9 protein-coding genes are annotated in these 18,796 nt (G+C 71.2%); 2 read left to right on the plus strand and 7 right to left on the minus strand.

Annotation, left to right across the window (positions count from 1 at the left end):
• On the plus strand, positions 1 to 1,012 hold a 1,012-nt coding region (locus tag AB0M73_RS12315; protein ID WP_363890293.1), incomplete at its 5' end, for an alpha/beta hydrolase.
• Here the strand turns inward: AB0M73_RS12315 and AB0M73_RS12320 are convergent.
• Both AB0M73_RS12320 and AB0M73_RS12325 read right to left on the minus strand, forming a co-directional pair.
• Positions 1,009 to 3,063: an EAL domain-containing protein gene (locus tag AB0M73_RS12320; protein ID WP_363890295.1), complete on the minus strand. Its 2,055-nt coding sequence runs from the start codon at positions 3,061 to 3,063 to the stop codon at positions 1,009 to 1,011. The two genes, AB0M73_RS12315 and AB0M73_RS12320, sit on opposite strands and share 4 nt — an antisense overlap.
• A gap of 188 nt (positions 3,064 to 3,251) precedes the next feature.
• The gene (locus AB0M73_RS12325; protein ID WP_363890298.1) at positions 3,252 to 3,695 is read right to left on the minus strand and encodes an SRPBCC family protein; all 444 of its coding nucleotides are present in this window, start codon (positions 3,693 to 3,695) and stop codon (positions 3,252 to 3,254) included.
• A 233-nt stretch (positions 3,696 to 3,928) separates the two neighbouring features.
• On the opposite strand from AB0M73_RS12325, the gene AB0M73_RS12330 reads away from it, so the two are divergent.
• Positions 3,929 to 5,773: a BTAD domain-containing putative transcriptional regulator gene (locus AB0M73_RS12330; protein WP_363890300.1), complete on the plus strand. Its 1,845-nt coding sequence runs from the start codon at positions 3,929 to 3,931 to the stop codon at positions 5,771 to 5,773.
• Here the strand turns inward: AB0M73_RS12330 and AB0M73_RS12335 are convergent.
• Genes AB0M73_RS12335 through AB0M73_RS12355 form a run of 5 tightly spaced genes read right to left on the minus strand, consistent with a single transcriptional unit; the run spans position 5,656 to position 18,562 of the window.
• Positions 5,656 to 6,792 (minus strand): glycosyltransferase, encoded by a 1,137-nt coding sequence (locus tag AB0M73_RS12335; protein WP_363890302.1) that lies wholly within the window; start codon positions 6,790 to 6,792, stop codon positions 5,656 to 5,658. The genes AB0M73_RS12330 and AB0M73_RS12335 overlap by 118 nt on opposite strands.
• Complete coding sequence (locus AB0M73_RS12340; RefSeq protein WP_363890304.1) at positions 6,789 to 7,628, minus strand: alpha/beta hydrolase; 840 nt, start codon at positions 7,626 to 7,628, stop codon at positions 6,789 to 6,791. The genes AB0M73_RS12335 and AB0M73_RS12340 overlap by 4 nt, the downstream gene beginning before the upstream one ends.
• Before the next feature lies 1 nt (position 7,629).
• A complete protein-coding gene (locus AB0M73_RS12345) occupies positions 7,630 to 7,932 on the minus strand; it encodes a phosphopantetheine-binding protein (RefSeq protein ID WP_043721206.1) in 303 nt (100 codons plus the stop codon).
• Positions 7,929 to 11,966: a beta-ketoacyl synthase N-terminal-like domain-containing protein gene (locus tag AB0M73_RS12350; RefSeq protein WP_363890305.1), complete on the minus strand. Its 4,038-nt coding sequence runs from the start codon at positions 11,964 to 11,966 to the stop codon at positions 7,929 to 7,931. The genes AB0M73_RS12345 and AB0M73_RS12350 overlap by 4 nt, the downstream gene beginning before the upstream one ends.
• A 5-nt stretch (positions 11,967 to 11,971) precedes the next feature.
• The gene (locus AB0M73_RS12355) at positions 11,972 to 18,562 is read right to left on the minus strand and encodes an SDR family NAD(P)-dependent oxidoreductase (protein ID WP_363890306.1); all 6,591 of its coding nucleotides are present in this window, start codon (positions 18,560 to 18,562) and stop codon (positions 11,972 to 11,974) included.
• Positions 18,563 to 18,796: the final 234 nt, after the last annotated feature.

Raw genomic sequence — 18,796 nt, forward strand, 5'->3', positions numbered from 1 at the left:
GCCGCACCGGCCGAACCGGTGCGGCGGCGACCCTAAACTCCGGCCCGTGCTCAACGGCGTCGCCCTGGTGGCCCTCCTGTCCGCGGCGACCCTCGCCCCCGCTCCGGCTGCCCAGACCTGCCGGGATGTGGCCATCCCCGTGACGATGCCGGTGGCCGGCCGGCAGACCGTCGCCGGCTCCCTGTGCTGGGCCGGGGACAAGCCCGCGCCGACGGTGCAGATCCTGTTGGCCGGGGCCACGTACAACCGCTCGTACTGGGATTTCCCGTACCAGCCGGAGACCTACTCCTACGTCCGCCGGGCCACCGCCGCCGGCTACACCACGCTGGCACTGGACCGCCCCGGCACCGGGGCCAGCTCCCGCCCGGCCGGCGCGTTGCTGACCAACGCCACCGAGGCCAGCGCCGTGCACCAGGTGGTGAACGCGGCCAGGCTGGGCACGTTCGGCACCGCCTTCACCCGGGTCCTGCTGGCCGGCCACTCCTACGGCTCCGTCGTCGCCTGGCACGAGGCCGCCACCTACGCCGACGTCGACGCCCTGTTGATCACCGGCATGGCCCACGAGGTGCAACCCGCCGCCGCCGTCCCCGTTGCCACCTCGCTGGTCCCGGCGTCGCTCGATCCCACCTACCTGACGACCCGCCCCGGCACCCGCGCGGTGTTCTGGCACGGCCCGCACGACGACCCCGCGGTCATCGCCGCCGACGAGGCGGCCAAGGACACCGTCACCACGTCCGAGCTGGCGGACACCCTTGTCGCGCAAGGATCTTCGATCACTGACGACATCGCGGTGCCGGTGTTGGTCGCCGAGGGCCAGCAGGATCTCGCCTACGCCGCCGCCCTACACACCGAAGCCGCGCACTATCCCAAGGCCCCGTGCGTCGACACGTACGAGCTGTCCGACGCCGGCCACGACCTCAACCTCGCGCCCCACGCCCAGGACTGGTCCGCCAAGGCCGTCCAGTGGGCCGACCGCGTCCTGGGCACCACGGGTGCCCCACCGCACTGCTAGCCGAAGTACCGCCCAGCGCCGATGTCGCAGCCCAGTTCACGCCACCAGCCGGCCTGCTCCTCCGACGCGATGCCGTTCACGGCCACGGTGACCCCGGACTCGTGGGCCAGATCAACCAGCTGCGTCAGCGAGCGTTGAACGACGGCGCCGGGACCCTCGGGCCGCGCCTGCCGCTCCACCAGCCAGCGGGCGATCCGCACCGACCGGAACTCCAGGTCCTCCAGGTACGAGAGGTCCTGCATGCCGACGCCGAACTCCTCGACCACCACGCCGATGCCGTTCTCGGCCAGGAATCCGACGTTGTCGGCGGCGGCCCCGGCGAGGGAAACGGCCGGCAGGCCCAGCCGCAGCCGTGACGCCGGCAGCCCGCTGTGGCCCAGCTCGCCGAGCACCCGGGCGACCAGCTCCTCGTCGTTGGCCAGGCACATCGGCAGGCTGATCTCCACCGGCGTCTCGCTGTCCAGCCCCGCGCCCTGCTCGCAGGCGCTGCGCAGCAGCCAGCCGCCCAGCGGCAGCATCATCCCGGTCTGCTCGGCCAGGTCCACGCACTGCCAGTGGTCGACCACGCCGTGGCCGGGCCGGTCCCACTGGAGTTGGGCCTGCACGGAATGCGTGCGGCCGGTGGCCAGCCGGACCTGGCGGTCGAACACCAGCCGCACCTCGCCGGTCTCCCACGCGCCGGGCAGCGCCGCGGCCATGGCCGAGCGGTCCTGGTCCTCGGCGTCGAGACGGGCGTCGTGCAGCTCCCACGGCGTGCCCTTGCGGCGGGCCCGGCGCAGCGTCAGGTCGGCGGTCTGGAACACGTCCTCCATCGACATTCCGGCCGGCGGCCGGTGCACCACGCCGATGGTCGCCGACGCGGCGACGCCCTGCCCGCCGGCCAGGTAGACCGGCTCGGCCAGCTCTTCGTTGATGCGCTCGACCATCGCCGTGACGCCGGGCGTGGCCGGCGTGTTCTCCACCAGCACGGCGAACTCGTCATGGCCGATGCGCGCGATCATGGCCCGCTCGCCCAGGAACACCGTGCGCAGACGGTCGGCGACGCTGCACAGCACCTGCTCCCCGGCGCGGCTGCCGAGCCCGTCGGTGATCACCGAGAAGGCGTCGAGGTCGAGCTGGTACAGCGTGGTGCCGGTGCCCTGGTCGACCTGGTTGAGCACGGCTTCCAGCCGGGTGCTCAGGTACTGGCGGTTGGGCAGGCCGGTCAGCACGTCGTGCAGCGACTGGTGTTTGAGCTGGTTCTGCAGCAGCTGGAGCTCGGAGTCGTCGTCGAGGATGACGACCAGCTCCCGCCCGCCGCGGACCGGCGCGATCGACAGCAGCGGCTGCACGGCCTCCTCGCCGGAGAACAACACGGTGCGGCGGTGGCGGATCCGTTCCACGCGGCCGTCGGTGAGCTCGGTGCAGGCGGTGCGGATGCGGGTCGCCTCGGGCGGCGGCATGAGGTCGAACAGCGTCCGCTCGGACAGCTCCGTCTCGCTGACGTCGAGGATCGCGCGCAGCGACTCGTTGCTGCGCAGGAAGCGGCCGGCGTGGTCGACGACGCCGATGCCGCTGGCCGAGGCGCCGCAGACCTCGTCGAACCGGGCCAGCGCCGCCAGCAGGCTCTGCTGGGTCTCGTTGGCCGCGCTGAACAGCGCCTTGGTCAGGTTCTGCTGCTGTTCGTAGATCGACTGCTTGGTGGCGTCGGCGTAGCCGGCGGCCAGCGCGCCCAGCACGGTCACGATGCGCTCGGTCACCTGCCGGCGGCCCCTCAGCTCGGGTTGCAGGAGCAGCCCGCCGCCGAGCACCTCGACGGTGCTGGACAGGCTGTCCTCGCTGACGCAGTTGAGGGCGACCAGCTGCCGCCCGACGCGGGCCGCGGCCGCGGTGTCCAGCGGCTCCGCCTCGGCCGCCCGGACCAGTTGGTCGAGCATCGTGCCGAAGCGCTCCTCGGCCTCGCCGTGCGAGAGCGGCAGGTAGTTGGACTGCGAGACCAGATAGGCCCACTTCTTGGTGAGCCGGGTCCGCTCGCGCGACCCGATCGGTTGACGCGGCTGCGGGACGCTCATGCCGATCGGCCTGCGCCTGCGCCGCCCCAAGAAGTGTCACAGTTGTGGACTACCGACAGCACTCGGGTTCACCTCGCCGTTGCCATGCCCCGCGGTGGCGGAAGCGTACCGGCCGGTTGAACCCGTCCATGATCGCTCGGCCTTGTTCACTCGAACGAGCGAACAAGGCCGAGGGGGACCCACGCAGACTAGCTGCGAACGGTTGCAGCCAGCTTGTCCAGCATCGCAGTGTGAATACGGCGCAGTCCGAGCGGCGCGAAGGTGCCCTCGAAGAAGCCGGCCACCCCGCCCGCGCCCTGCCACGTCGTCTGCACGTGCACGGCGCTGGACCCCTCGCCCCGCGGCTTGACCGTCCAGGTCGTCACCATGGTCGAGTTGGCGTCGGACTCCACCAGCGTGCCCGGCGCGGGCTCGCTGACCTCCAGCAGGCAGTCCCGCACCCGCTTCTTGGTGGCCTGGAGCTTCCAGTGCACCCTGGTGCCGGCGCCCGTGCCGCCGGCCAGCACCTCGTACTCGCTGTAGTTCTCGGGCAGGATCCCCGCCCGGGTGCCGGCGTAGTCCGCCAGCGCCGCGTAGACCGCGTCCGAGGGCTTGTCGATGACCCGCTCGGCGGTTGCCTTCACCTCTGCCATGGGTCCGATTCTCGCAGCGTCCCCCGGGGCGGGCGCGCTGGCCCGGCCGTGAACGTCGATCAACGAGATGCGTCACACGGGTCACGTTCGGTAAAACCGCGGTCACAATGGACCCGATCGATGACATCGACGGGCACAGTGCGTGACTGTGTGTTCACTCGTGCTGGACGCGGCCGCGACGGCGCGATAGGAACTGCGCACTGGCAGACAACCTCTGGCTGGAGGTGGCGCACATGCAGATCCGGGTGCTCGGGCAGTTCGAGGTGATCCGCGGCGAGGAGCGCATCACCCCCTCGCAGCCGAAACTGCGCCAGCTGTTCGCCCTGCTCGCCCTCAACACCAACACCGTGGTGCGGGTCGAGCAGCTCATCGAGGAGGTCTGGGGCTCCGAGCCGCCGACCAAGGCGATGGGCACCCTCCAGACCTATATGTCACATCTGCGCCGCCTACTGGCCGCCGACGACTCCACGGTCTCGGTCCTGCACACCAGGCACGTCGGCTATGCCCTCACGCTGCCGGAACAGGACGTGGACGCCGGTCGGTTCGGGCGTCTGGTCGCACGTGGACGGTCCGAGCTGGACAGCGGGCACATCGAGTCGGCCGCCGAGACGCTGCGCGCGGCGCTGGCGGTGTGGCGCGGCTCCGCGCTCAGTGACGTCGACGCCGGCCCGGTGCTCGGGCACCACATCCGCAGCCTGGAGGAGACCAAGGTCGGCGTGATCGACCAGCGCATGGAGGTCGAGCTCATGCTCGGCCACCACCACGAGGTCATCAACGACCTGAGCACGCTGGTCCGCGACTATCCGGCGCACGAGGGCCTGCACGTCAAGCTGATGATGGCCCTGCACCTGCTGGGCCGGCGCTCCGAGGCGCTGCACGTCTTCCAGCGCATCCGATCCACGCTCGTCGACGATCTCGGGCTGGAGCCCGGGCAGCAGCTCCAGCAGGTCCACCGGGGCCTGCTGGTCGGCAATCCCCAGCTCGACGCGTTGACGCCGACCGGCGCCATCCGGACCGGGCGTTGGGTGGAGCCGCCGGCGCAGCTGCCGGCCGACCTGCCGGTCTTCGTCGGCCGAACGGTGGAGCTGGCGGCGGCGGAGAGCCAGCTGCAACAGCCGGCCCGGTCCGCCCCGGCCGTGGTCTCCGTGGTCGGGCCGCCGGGCTCGGGCAAGACCGCCTTCTGCACGCACCTCGCGCACCGTGTGCGGGCCCGTTTCCCGCACGGCCAGCTGCACGCCGACCTGGCCGAGCAGACCCCGGTCGAGGCGCTCACCGGCTTCCTCCGGGCCATCCGCGGCACGGACGCGCAGCTGCCGGACAGCATCGAGGAGCGCAGCCACCTGCTGCGGGGCTGGACGGCCGAGCGCCGGGTGCTGATCATGATCGACAACGCCGTGAGCACGATCGAGCTGGCCCCGCTGATGCCCAGCGGCGGCGGGTGCGCGGTGATCGTCGGCTGCCGCACGCGGTTGCCGCTGCGGGGCACCAGCCTGGCCGTCGACCTGCAGCCGCCGGCCGAGGACGAGGCGTTGGAACTGCTGGGCTCGGTGATCGGCTGGCGGCGCATGCGGGCCGAACTGCCCCAGGCCCGCAAGCTGATCCGGCTGTTCGAGGCCTCCCCGATGGCCCTGGTGGCCGCGGCCAACCGGCTGGCCATCCGTCCACACTGGACGATCGCGGTGCTGCTGGAACGACTGCGGCATCGCGAGGACTGGCTCGACGAGCTGGTCAACGCCCGCGTCGACCTGGTCAGCAGCATCGAGCTGAGCTGCCGGTCGCTGTCCCCGACCCACCACGACGCCTTCTTCCGGCTGGCCGCCGCCGCGGACGAGCCGCTGACCACCCGCGGCGCGTCCGCGCTGCTGGGCTGCGACCAGCGGACCGCCGAGGCCATCCTGGAGTCGCTGGTCGAGCACCAGTTGGCCACGGTCGCGCCGGACACCTTCGGCGGGCAGTTCCACTACCGCTTCGCCCCGCTCGTGCGGGTCGCGGCCAGCTCGCTCAGCCAGTTCGCCGCCGCCTCCGCCCCGCCGGCCGACGCGAACGACCTCTGGATCCGCCGCGCGCCTTCGGTGTAGCCCAGGGCTTCGGTGATGGCCGTTGTCAACTGCTCTGTCGTGACCCGGCCGAACCGGACCCGCACACCGGCGCCGGCGTCGACAACCTGTTGGGCGACAATGGGTTGGTCGTCATGGATGGGGGCGACGACCAGCGGCACGCCGTGGCTCAGCGTCTCGCAGACCGTGTTGTGTCCGGCATGGCAGACCACCACGGCGCACTTCGGCAGCAACGCCAGCTGCGGAACCCGGCGCACGTCGGTCACCTCGCCCGTCGGGTCGACGACAACGCCTTGGTAGTCCGGGAGTTCGGCCAGCGCTTCGACAGCCGTCCTGAGGAACTTCTCGCCGGCCTCGGCGTTGGCGGTGCCGAGCGAGACCAGAACGACCGGACGGCCGTCCAGCTCGGGAAACGGCGTGTCGTCGGGCCGCTGGGTGATCGACGGCCCGACGTAGACGATGTGGCCCTTGGTCGGGCCGACCAGTTCCTCGGTGCTGAACGCCAACACGCCGTGCGGGGAGAACCGCAGGTCGTGCGTGGCTTCCGGCGATCCGTGGCGTTCGCGGAGGCCGTTGAGCAGCTCGTCCAGCCACGCCGCCACCTTCGGCAGCTCCGCCAGCGGCCGCACCAGCTCCGCCGAGGTCGTGGCCGAGGTGGCGAACGGAATGCCCCGCCTTTCGGCCACGAGCGCCCCGGCCAGCGCCTGCTGGTCCACCAGCATCGCGTCCGGCCGGAACTCCTCCACGGCCGCATCGACCAGCGGGGCCATGCCGTCGGCGAGGGGGATGAGGAACTCCTCCCAGAGGAACTTGAGGGAGGCGAAGCCCCGGAGCTGCGCGGGCCTCCCCACCACCGCCACCTCGGACAACGGCCGCCGCGAGGGATAGAAGGCAGCATCCTTTCCGACCAGTGGAGCCAAAGCCTTGGTCGGACCCACCCACCCCACTTCGTGGCCTTCCGCGGTGAGGCGCGCCGCCACCCCCACGGTCGGGTTGATGTGCCCGACCAGCGGGGGAACGACGAACAAGATCCGGCTCACGCGATCAGCTCTCGGGCCTGCACCGCCGCGTTGATCCACGGCACGTCGGTGTGGATCCCGCGCACCCACGGGATCAGCAGCTCCCGCACATTCCGATGGGCGTCGACCAGCACCGAGTGGTCCTGCCCGGGAATCACGACCGTCCGGCAGTGCGACAACGCCCGTTCGAGGGCGTGCGGATCCCCGCCCTGAAGTCCTTCGCCACCAAGGATGTGCAACACCGGCGTGGGCAGCGCCCGCAGGTCCTCGGCCGACATCAGCCGGCCGCTGGGCACCTCGGTGGTCATGGTCGTGGCGAACAGCTTGGCCGCGGCCTTGCGGGCCAGCTTGGCGTGGTGCGCCCCGTTCTGCGCCTCCAGGTCGAGGAACGTCTGCTCGCTGGACAGCTGCACGACCATGTACTCCATGGCCTGCACCATCCGATCCGACCACGGCTGCGTCGGCGGCTCGGACTCGATCGACACGATGCTGGCCACCTGCCACGGCCGGGCGAACGCGTGTCCGAAAGCGACAGTGCCGCCGAAGCTGTTGCCCACCAGGTGAACCGGGCCACGCAGCTCCAGAACATCCAGCAGGGCCCCGAGATCCTCGACGAAATGCTGGAACGTGTAGCCCGTGTCGGGGCCGTCGCTGCGACCGTGGCCGCGCAGGTCGTAGGCCAGCACGTTGATCCCGGCCGAGGCGACCGGCGCGGCCAGCGTCAGGTAGAAGCTGGCCAGGCTGTCGGTGCCGAGGCCGTGGATGAACACCACCGTCGGCGCCGTCTCCGGGTCGACGCCCTTGGCCGGCATCCGCTGGTAGTGCGTGTCGATGCCGTTGGCCAGGATCTTGCCCACATCAGCCTCCCGCGCGGGCCAGCGCCCCGGACACGAAGTCGACCAGGTCGCCGACCTTGAGCGCGATGACCTCGTCGAGGTCCTTGTCGGCCAGGAACTCGGCCAGGTTCACCGGCTCGCCCCAGCGCTCGGAGATCAGCGCGGTCAGCGTGACCAGGTCGATGCTCTCCAGCTCCAGGTCCTCGTTGAAGGAGCTCTGCTCGGTGATCTCCGCGTCGTCCACGCCGAGCTCGGCGAGCACCGTGCGCAGCATGTCGGCGATCTCGGTGAAGACGACGTCGCGGGACGCCTCGGTGGTGGTCATGCTTCCTCCTGATCGGCGGGACCGGCGGTCCACGCGACGACGTACTGCCGGGCCGGCAGGTCCGCCGGATTGCTGACGGCCACGCGTTCCAGGCCGTCACCGGGTGCTTCGGTGGCCGGATCCTCGATCGCGATGCTGACCGGCTCACGGCCGAACCGCGCGATCGAGACCCCGAGTTCGTGGGAGTGGGCCAGGGAAACGGCGACTTCGGGCAGCGGGAAGCCGTTGTGCCCGGACACCGTCACGCGGCCGTCGCTGTCGTCGACGAGGATCTCCGCCGGGAACACCGGTCCGGAACCGTTGTCCCACAACAGGTTACGCACGGCATCCTTGACGGCGATCCGGCCGAGCAGCCAGTGACGGCGGTTGCGCGGCGGCAGCTGGTCGTAGCAGGCCCGCTCGCGGCCGCTGAGGTACTTGCTCAGGTACAGCTCGCGCGAGGCCAGGTCCGGCCAGCGTTCGGCGACCGCCACCCAGCCGCCGGGTTGCCGCTGGGACAAGGCATTGCGCTCCGGGAAACGCCAGGCCTCGTCCAGCTCCATGTGGCTGTCGAAGCGGCGGTCGCGCCAGTCGGCGATCTGCGCCCACACCACGCCGTTCACCGTCAGCTGGGCGTCGACCTGGTAGATCCGGTCGCTGACGTCGACCACCTTGATCAGGCAGTCCACGGCCGTGCCCGGCGCCGGGTGCGGGCCGAAGAACTCGATGCGGCCCATCTGCACCGGGAAGGCGATCCGCTTGGTCGTCTGGGTGACCCAGATCCAGTAGCCCAGCAGCTGGCCGACGTTGTCCATCAGGCCGCCGGGCACGTCCGGGCTGGTGATCACGCCGCCGACGTGGTCGGCCCCGACGGTGGTCAGCGCCGTGATTCCTTGCAGCGCCGGGCCGTGGAACATCACGCGGCGCTCGTAGAATTCCCGCGCCGTCATGTCCGGCGTCGTGCGGTTCGCCACCGACCACACCCGATGCGGCCGCGGGGCCCATTCCGGCGCCAGCTCCACGACCGCCTGCGAGTGATCGCCGACCGCGACGCGAACCCGGTCCGGCCCAATGGGTTCCACGGTGATGGTCACGTCGACCGCCGGCGCGCCGATGAGCCAGCGCTGCAACCGCACGTCGTGCACGCGCACGGCTTTCAGCCCGGGGGCGGCCTCCTCGGCGGCGTCCATCATCAGCTGGATCAACGTGGTGCCGGGCACGACCGGGCGGCGGTCGGCCAGGTCGGGCCAGCCGTCCCGTTGCGGGGCAAAGCAATGGTCCAGCAGGAACGGCATCGAGTCGGTGGAGATGGTCAGCCGCTTGGTCAACGGCCGGATCGCCGGCATCCGCCGGGCGGCGATCACCTGCGCCGCCGACTCTGCGGTCTCCCTCAGCAACGCCTCCAACTCCGCCGCGATGGGGAAGTCGGCCGTCAGTTTGTCCAAACGGGACGGTCCGCCGGTGCTGATCGTCGTGTCGACCTTCACTAGCGGCGATCCGAGTTGCAGCGTGACCGGCTGACGGGTCGGCTCCAGCAGGGAGAAGTCCGGCGCCGCGCCTTCCACCCACAGTGCCGCGGCCACCAGGCGGAGCTGGTCGACACCACCGCGCTGGGTCGAATTCGCGGCCACGGTGAGGTGTTCGGCACCCTTCAAAGTGTCGTCGATCAGCGACCCCAGTTGCCCGCCGCCGACCTGGACGAACACCTTGACGCCGGCGTCGTGCATGGCTTGCACCGTGGCCCGGAACCGCACGGGCTCAATCAGGTGCCGGACGTACAGCTCTCGCACGCCGTCCGGGTCGGTCGGATACGGCGAAGCCGTGGTGGCCGACCAGATCGGCAGTGCCGCCCGGCCCATCTCCAGGCGGTCGGCCAGGTCGATGAACGGTTGCAGATACGGCTTGAGCATCGGCGTGTGGAAGCCGGAGCGGAACGGCAGCACCGCGCTGACCACGGCCCGCTGCCGGAACTCCGCGACCAGCTCGGCGATCTCGGCCGGCGGCCCGCAGACGATCGTCGAGTTCGGCGAATTGTCATGGGAAAGCACGATGTTCGGCCGGCTGGCGATGGCCTCGGCCACTCGCTCGACCCCGCAACCCAGGGTGGCGAACTCGACGCCCGGCACCTCGACGCCCGTGGGATCGAACGTGGCCAGCTGGTCGTCGACCGCCCGGTCGGAGAACATGCCGCTGACCGACATCGCGGTCCACTCGCCGATGCTGTGCCCGGCCAGCGCTGTCGGCGCGATTCCGATGCGCCGCAACGCCGTGTCCAGCAGCCGGCCGACCCCGAGCACGCTCATGCCGTGCCGGCCGAGGTCCCCGTTTCCCACGGATCGCTGCCGCAGCCCGAAATGGTCGGCGACATCGTCGACCCGAGGATCGAACTCCGCCTCCAGGCCCGGGAAAACGAAGGCGATGCCACCCGTGGGCAGCAGCGGTGACGGGCTGAACCAGACGTTGCTCCGCCCGCGCCAGGCCACGCCCTTGGCGATCACCTTCTCCGCCAGGGCGATTCGCTTGACGCTCGGATCCACAATGGCCAGACGCAGCCGACCGGCCTCGTTGTTCTGGCCTTGGTGCAGCCGCCGCAGCAGCTCCTCGGGCGTGTCGGCGGCGATCCGCAGGACCCGCACCGGCTCGTCGACGACGATCGCCGCCGGGGCCGGCCTGGCCGAAGGCGCCTGCTCCAGCACCACATGGGCGTTGATGCCGCCGAACCCGAAGGCGTTCACCCCGGCCCGACGCACCTCGTCGGTCCAGACCTCGGCCCGGTCGATCGGCCGGAACCGGGTGGCGTCCAATGCCGGGTTGGGGTCGTCGCAGTGCAGGGTCGGCAACAGCACGCCGTGATGCACGGCCAGAGCCGCCTTGATCAGACCGGCGATGCCGGCCGCCGGCATGGTGTGGCCGATCATCGACTTCACCGAGCCGATGACCGCCTTGGTGCCCTGCGCACCGCCGAACACGGTGGCCACCGTGGACAGTTCGGCCGAGTCGCCGGCCGGTGTCGCCGTGCCGTGCGCTTCCAACAGTCCGATGGAATCCGCGGCCGTCGGGTCCAATCCCGCTGCGTCCCAAGCCTTTCGCACCGCGAGGACCTGACCGCCGGGATCGGGGTTGAACAGGCTGGCGCTGCGACCGTCACTGGCCACGCCGGTGCCGCGCACCACCGCGTAGATCCGGTCGCCGTCCCGCTCCGCGTCGGCCAGCCGCTTGAGCACGACGATCCCGGTGCCCTCGCCGATCAGGATCCCGTCCGCGTCGCGGTGGAACGGCCGGATCCGCTGGCTGGTCGACAGGGCCTTGAGCTGCGTGAACACGCTCCAGAACGTGATGTCGTGGCAGTGGTGCACGCCGCCGGCCAACACCACGTCACAACGCCCGCTGCTCAGTTCGTGCACCGCGTGGTCGACGGCGATCAGCGAGGACGCGCAGGCCGCGTCAACCGTGTAGGCCGGGCCCCGGAGGTCGAGGCGGTTGGCCACGCGGGACGCCGCCAGGTTGGGCACCAGGCCGATCGCCGACTCCGGTTGTTCCGGCCCGAGCTGCTCGGTGAAGGCCGCCCGCACTCGCTCCAGCTCGGCCGCACCGAGGCCCGGCACCAACTCTCCCAGCGTGCGCACCAGCTGCACGGCGGTCCGCACCCGCTGGTCGAGCCGCACCACGCCCGGCGTGAGGTAGCCGCCGCGGCCGAGGATCACACCGATCCGGTCGCGGGCCGGCAGCCGGTCGTCGCCACCGGCATCGGCGATGGCCGACGCCGCCACCCGCATGGCGATCAGCTGGTCCGGCTCGGCCCCGGCCACCGAGTTAGGCATGATCCCGAACCGCGTCGGGTCCACGTCCGCGTACTCGTCGACGAACCCGCCGCGCCGGCAGTACAGCCGGTCGGCCCGCGCCGGGCCCGCCGGGTCGTAGTAAGCGGGATCCCAGCGCTGCTCGGGCACGTCGGTGATCGCGTCCACGCCGGTGACCAGGTTCCGCCAGTACGTCCGGAGATCCGGGGCGCCCGGCAGCAGCACCGACATGCCGACGATCGCGACATCGGACATCCGCGTCACCAACCGGAGGCCGTGTAGACCACGGCCCGCACGTCGTGGTCGCCGAACGCCAGCTCCCGCAGCAGGGCCATCGTGCCCTCCTCGGGGTCGATCAGCTCGATGCCGCGGCGGCCGTACTCCTGCTGCAACTCGGGCGTCACCATGCCGCCGTGCCGCGGGTCCGGCGCCCACGGTCCCCAGTGGACGGTCAGCGCCCGTGTGCCGGTCTTGGCCGCCCACAGGGAACCCAGCGTCTGCAACGCGTCGTTCGCCGCCGAGTAGTCGATCTGTCCGCGGTTGCCCAGCGCCGCCGCGATACTGCCGAACAGCGTCACGAAACGGGGCGGGGTCGGCAGTTCCTCGACCGCCGACAGCAGCGCCCGGGCCCCGTCGACCTTGGTGTCGAAGACGCGCCGGAACGAGTCGGAGTCCTTGTCGGCGATCAATTTGTCCTCGATCACGCCGGCCGCGTAGCAGACGCCGTCGATCCGGCCGTGGTCCGTGTAGATCTCCTTGACGATGCGGTGCAGCGCCTCCTGGTCGCGCACGTCCGCCGAGTGGTAGCCGACCGTGCTGCCCAGCGCCCGCAGCTCGTCCAGCGTCGCCCGCACCTCCCGGGCCGCGAGGATCTTCGCCGACAGGCGCTCGATGTCCGCCGGGTTGCGCTGTCCCTGCGCGATCAACGCCGCCCGCAGCGCCGTCTTGTCCTTCGCCGACGCCGTCGCCGGGTCTTCCGGCTCCGCCGGCAGCTGCGTGCGGCCGATCAGTTCGATGCGGCAGCCGGTGGTCGCCGCCAGCTTGGTCGCGAACTGCGCCGTGATGCCCCGGGCCCCGCCGACCAGCAGTACCACCGAGTCCCGGTCCAGCCCGATGGCCTGCGCCTCGGCCGTCCCGTCGCCCGCCGGCCCCGCCCCGGTCGTGCCCAGCGAGCCGAGCTCCACCGGCAGCATGTCGATCGTCTTCCGCGTCGCTTCGCCTCGCACGATCACCGGGTGCCGATCGTCGGCCAGCAGCTCGGCCATCAGCCCCTCGGTGGCCGCCGCCGGATCGACCTCGACCAGCTTGGCCACCGTCTCCGGGTACTCGCGGGAGATGGTCCGGAAGAAGCCCCGCAGGCCCACCACCCGGTCATCGGCTCGCTCGGCCACCGGCGACACCGCGAGCACCCACTGGGGCTCCCTCGCCAGCGCCGCCTTGAACTCCGTGAACGCCCCCGGCAGCACCGGATCGTCCCCGGGGGAGAGCGCCCCGAGATAGACCAGGTTGTCCGCGTTGTCGGTCACGGCCGCCCCGTGCAGTCCCAGCGCCGCGCCCACCTCGGCCACCAGTGCCGGATGCCCGCCGATGATGCGGAACTCCTTGCCGGATAAGACGGTCGACTCCAGCAACCGCGCCGGCCCGATCTCGGTCGGCACCATCTCGAAACGCCGAGGCGCCCGCCCACCCAGGACGGCGACCGGCTCGACCGCGACCGGCTCGGCGGCGGCAATCGGCTTCACTACCGAAACCGGTTCGGCGGCGGCAATCGGTTCGAGTGCTGGAACCGGCTCGGCGGCAGCCGGCGTCGCGTCGAACAGATCCGCGATCTGCTGGGCGGTCCGGGCCTTGGTCAGCTCCTCCACGTCCGAGGTCGCCGCCGCGCCCAGCCTGGTGACCAGGGTGCCGGCGATCTCCGTCCGCTTGATGGAGTCGATCGAGAGGTCGGCCTCCAGGTCCAGGGTGGGGTCGATCATGTCGGTGGGGTAGCCGGTCTGCTGGCTGATGACGTCCAGCACGGTGGTCAGCACGTCGACGACAACGGGCGCGGCGGGGGCCGCCACCTCGACCGCGGCCGGAACGGCCTGGGGGATCTCCACGGCGGGCACGGCCACGTGCTCGACGATGCGGGCCGGGGCGTTGGCGGTGCCGCCGAAGTAGGCGAGCAGCACGTCACGCTGGGCGGCGACCATCTCGCGGCTGGTGCGCAGGTACTCGCTGATCAGCGCGTCCTGCCCGACGCTCGGGGACCCCATCGACAACTCCACTCGTCGGGCGGGCACCAGCCCGCCGGCCAGGTACTGCCCGTCGGCGGTACGGACCAGCTGACCGTCGATCGTCCATCCGGGACGCCTCGGCGGGGTGGAAGTGCTGACGTCCAGGGCATCGCGCCCGCGGAACAGCCAGCTCGTGCGGACACTGACGCCGGAGACGGCCAGCTGGGCCACGGCGGCGAGGAAGCCCGGCACGCCGCCGTCGGTGGTGACGCGGACGTGCGCGCGGTCGCCGAGAATGGCCTCGACCAGCCGGGACAACACCTTGCCCGGCCCGACCTCCACGAACACCCGAGCCCCGGCCGCGTACATCGACTCGACCTGGTCGACGAACCGCACCGGCGCGCCGATCTGCGCGGCCAGTCCGGCCCGCACATCGCCCTCGTACGGGGCGGCGGTCCGGTTGGACCACACGGGAAGCTCCGGATCGCGAATGTCCTGAGTGGACAGAACGGAGCCGAACACCACGCCGGCTCCGGCCACCAGCGGGCTGTGGAACGCGCAGGCGACGGGCAGCCGTTTGCCGGAGATGCCCTGCGCCCGCAACGTCTCCACGGCGGCACGGACCTGGGCAGTCGGACCGGAGATCACGGCCTGCTTGGGGGCGTTGTGGTTGGCCAGCACCAACTCCTCGGTCAGCACGGACGCGATGTCCGCCGCCGGGGCCGTGAATGCCGCCATGGCGCCGGGATCATCCCCGGCCGCACCGAGAATGCTCTCGGCCCGGGCCCGGCTCAACGCCAACAACGTTGCCGGGCCGAAGGATCCGGCGGCGCTCAGCGCCACCAGCTCGCCGTAGCTGTGACCGGCCAACAGATCCGGTCGAATTCCGAGCCGACCCAGCAGCTGGTTGACCGCCAACCCGGCGATACCCAGCGTCGGCTGCGCGGCCCGGGTGTCGGTGATCCGGTCCTTACGCCGTTGCGCGCCGTCCGGGTCGAACGCCGCCGGCGGGAACAGCGCATCGGCCCATTCTCGCCCGAGGTGCAGCAGGTGCTGGATCTCCGGGAAGGCCACGAAGAGCTCGGCCAGCATGCCCGGCCGCTGGCTCCCCTGACCGGGGAACAGGAACGCGACCTTGCCCTCGACGCCGTGCGAGACAAAGACTCCGCGCTTCGGATCAGCCTGCCCCGCCGCGCCGGCTCGAAGCAGCTCCGGCAGCTCGCCCAGATTCCTTGCCACGATGGCGATCTGCACCGGCTCGCTGCGCTGCTCGGCCCGCCGCGACGCCGTCTTGGCCAGATCCCGCAACCGCCAGGGGCCCTTGGCCATGAGGTCGAGCAGCCACTCCACCGACCGTGCCGCCGACGCGTGGTCCGCGCCACGGAAGGTGAACAGCTCGGCCGCCCACTCGTCGTTGCTGTGCCGGGGAGTCGGGGCCTTGTCGTAGGCGGACAGCACCAGGTGGAAGTTGGTGCCGCCGAAGCCGAACGCGCTGACGGCCGCGATCCGTTCCGCCGCCGGGGCCGCCCATGGGGCCGCCTCGGCGTGCAGGACGAAGGGGTTGCCCTCGGTGTCCCACGCCGCGTTCGGCTGCGTCACGTGCAGCGTGGGCGGCTTGATTCCGTTGTGCAGGGCCAAAGTCGTCTTGATCAGCCCGGCGAGGCCGGCCGCGCACTTGGTGTGCCCGATCTGCGACTTCACCGACCCGATGGCGCAGGTGCCCGGCTGGGCCCCGTGCTCGCTGAACACCTTGGCCAGCGCGCCCAGTTCGGTGCGGTCGCCGACGACCGTGCCCGTGCCGTGGGCCTCGACCAGGCCGACCTGGGCCGGCGACACCCCGGCGTTGCGGTACGCCCGCTCCACCGCGTTGCGCTGGCCCTCCGGCCGCGGGGCCGTCAGCCCCAACGACTTGCCGTCGCTGGCGCTGCCGATGCCCTTGATCACCGCGTAGATCTTGTCGCCGTCCCGCTCGGCGTCGGCCAGCCGTTTGAGCACCACGCAGGCGACACCTTCGCCCAGTGTGGTTCCGTCGGCGCTGCTGTCGAACGTCTTACAGCGGCCGGACGGCGACAGCGCGCCGACCGAGCTGAACATCAGGTAGTCGTTGATGCCGTTGTGCAGGTCGGCCGCCCCGCACAGCACCATGTCGCTGGTGCCGAGGACGAGTTCCTTGCACGCCACGTCCACCGCCGCCATCGACGAGGCACACGCCGCGTCCACGGTGTAGTTCGCGCCGCCGAGATCCAGCCGGTTGGCGATGCGCCCGGCGATGACGTTGGCCAGCACGCCCGGGAACGTGTCCTCGGTCAGCCGCGGCAGCTGGCTGTCCAGCGCCTCGGGCAGTGTGCCCAGATAGGACGGCAACACCGTGCGCAGCGTGGTCGCGCTGGCCATGTCGCTGCCCGACTCCGCGCCGAACACCACGCTGGTCCGGGCTCGGTCGAAGGCCCGGTCGCCGTAACCCGCGTGCACGAGCGATCGATGCGCGGCCTCCAACGCCAGCAGCTGTACCGGCTCGATGCTGGCCAGCGAGGCCGGCGGAATGCCGTAGCGCAGCGGGTCGAACGGGATTTCCGGCAGGAAACCGCCCCACTTGGACGGCGTCCGGTCGGTTTCCCCGGCGGCCGAGTAGTAGACGCCGGCATCCCAGCGCTCCGGCGGAACCTCGGTCACGGCGTCGATGCCGGCCAGCACATTGGCCCAGAATGTCGGCAGATCCGGGGCTTGCGGGAACATGCAGGCCATGCCGACGATCGCCACGTCCAGCGGCTGAGGCTCGGGCTCGTCGGGGACATCACGGGTGACGCCGAGCTCTGCGGCCCGTGCCGCGTGAAACCGCATGGCGCCGTTGCTCACGCTGTCGTGCAGCGCCGCCACCGTGGTCACGGCGTCCCGCAGCACGGCGACCTGCCCGGCCATGAACATGCCCTCGCCCAGCTGGCGGTCCTCGTCCACGTCGAGCAGCTCGGCGCCGTCGCGCTCCACGCCCTTGCTGGCGATCCGCAGCCGTCCGATGTTGAGCTGCTCCAGCCGTTCCCAGACCTCGCGGTCCGGCACGCCCTGGCCGCGCAGTTCGTCCCGCAACGCCAGGAACTCCTCGGCGAATGGGCTGGTCACGCACCGCGTGGCGTGACCGGGGGCCGTCTCCAGCAGCGCCGTCCCGGAGGCGTCGATCACCTGCCGCTGGAACAGCGGCTGGACCGCCCCGTCGCGGACGGCCTCCTCGGTGAACAGGTAAGCGGTTCCCATCAGCACGCCGACGTCGCAGCGGTAGGCCCGCAGCGGTGTGGCCAGCGCGCCGACCATCGCCGCCGACCGCTCGTCGTGAATGCCGCCGGCGAACAACACGTCCATCTCGGCGTCCGGATTGGCGCCGAGGAATTCCAGCAATACCCCGAGCTGCGCTTCCCACAAGGGGAAACTCGACCGCGGGCCGACGTGGCCGCCGCATTCCGAGCCCTCGAAGATGAATCTCCGCGCGCCGGCGTCCAGGAACTGCTTGAGCAGTCCGGGCGACGGCACATGGAGGAACGTGGTGATGCCCAGCCGCTCCAGCGCGGCGGCCTGCGCCGGCCGTCCGCCGGCGATGATCGCGTACCGCGGGCGCAGCTCCTCGATGACCTCCAGCTGGCCCGTGCGGACCTCCTCGGCCGCGAAGCCGAGAATGCCGGCGCCCCAGGGGCGATCGCCCAGCCGGTCCATTGTCTCCCGGAGCAAAGCTCGGGTCTGCTCCTTGGTCGCCAGCGCCAACGCCACGAACGGCAGGCCGCCGTTTTCCGCGACGGAAGCGGCAAAAGCCGCGCGGTCGCTCACCCGGGTCATCGGACCCTGCGCGATCATGCTTGGGCCAGAAGGCTCTTGCGTCAGCGCCGCGAGCACCGCATCCTTGACCGCCCGCACGACGCGGTCGACGGTGCCGTGGTCGGCGGCGAACCGGGTGGCCAGAAAACCGTCCTGCCCCACGGGAATCCGGGCCTGCGAGGCCCCGCGCCGGACCCATCCGCCGCCGAGGCGGACCAACTGTCGCAGACCGTCCACGATGGTCGTCTCGGAACCATCCATTGGGCGGATTGCGGCGGCGGTCTCGTCGTCCACATCGGACTCCGAGAGCAGGGCCAGTTGTGTGTCGAGGACAACGCCGGCCGCGCCGCCGACCACGGCCGCCGCCGCGGTGTGCACGCCGATGCCGCCCCAGGCCCAAACCGGCAGGTCAACGGCGTCGACAAGCTGTTGCAGCAGGACAAAAGTGCTCAACTCGCCCACCGGGCCGCCGGCCTCGTGTCCACGGGCGACGATCCCGTGCGCACCCCGTTCGGCGGCTTGCACGGCCTCGGCCCTGCTCGTCACCTCGACCAGAACCCGGTGGTGCGCGGCCAGATCTGGAATAGACCACTTCGCGTCGTGTCCGAGCAGGACGGTGTGCACGTGATCACGGGGAAGATCGTCCGGTTGCAGTGCGCAGGCACCCGTGACCCGCACGCCGAACGGACCACCGGCCCAGCTCAGCAGCAGGTCAAGCGCCTCGCGGGCCCGCCGGTCGCCGACGCCGAGATCGAGGACTCCGAGACCGCCCGCGCGACACACCGCGGAAACCAATCGTGCGTCGGGAACGGTGAACGGGCTGACTCCGAGCACGAGATTCTGTGTGAATCCAGAGCCGGAGGTGTGTGCAACCATCGAGCCTCCGCGGGGATACGCCGACCGGTGGGTGCGCACATCGGTGTAGCCACACCCTAATTGGGTGGATCCGAGCGGAAAGGCTATGGCCGAAGCTGCCATTCCGTCAATTGAGGAACTGGGTAGTTCAGGAAGGTTTGCGTGGGAGTTCAGCGCGGCTCAAGCGTCGGCCTGGGCTGTGCGGCCGGATGA

Source organism: Kutzneria sp. NPDC051319 (genome assembly GCF_040682195.1).
In the GTDB taxonomy this organism is placed as follows: domain Bacteria; phylum Actinomycetota; class Actinomycetes; order Mycobacteriales; family Pseudonocardiaceae; genus Kutzneria.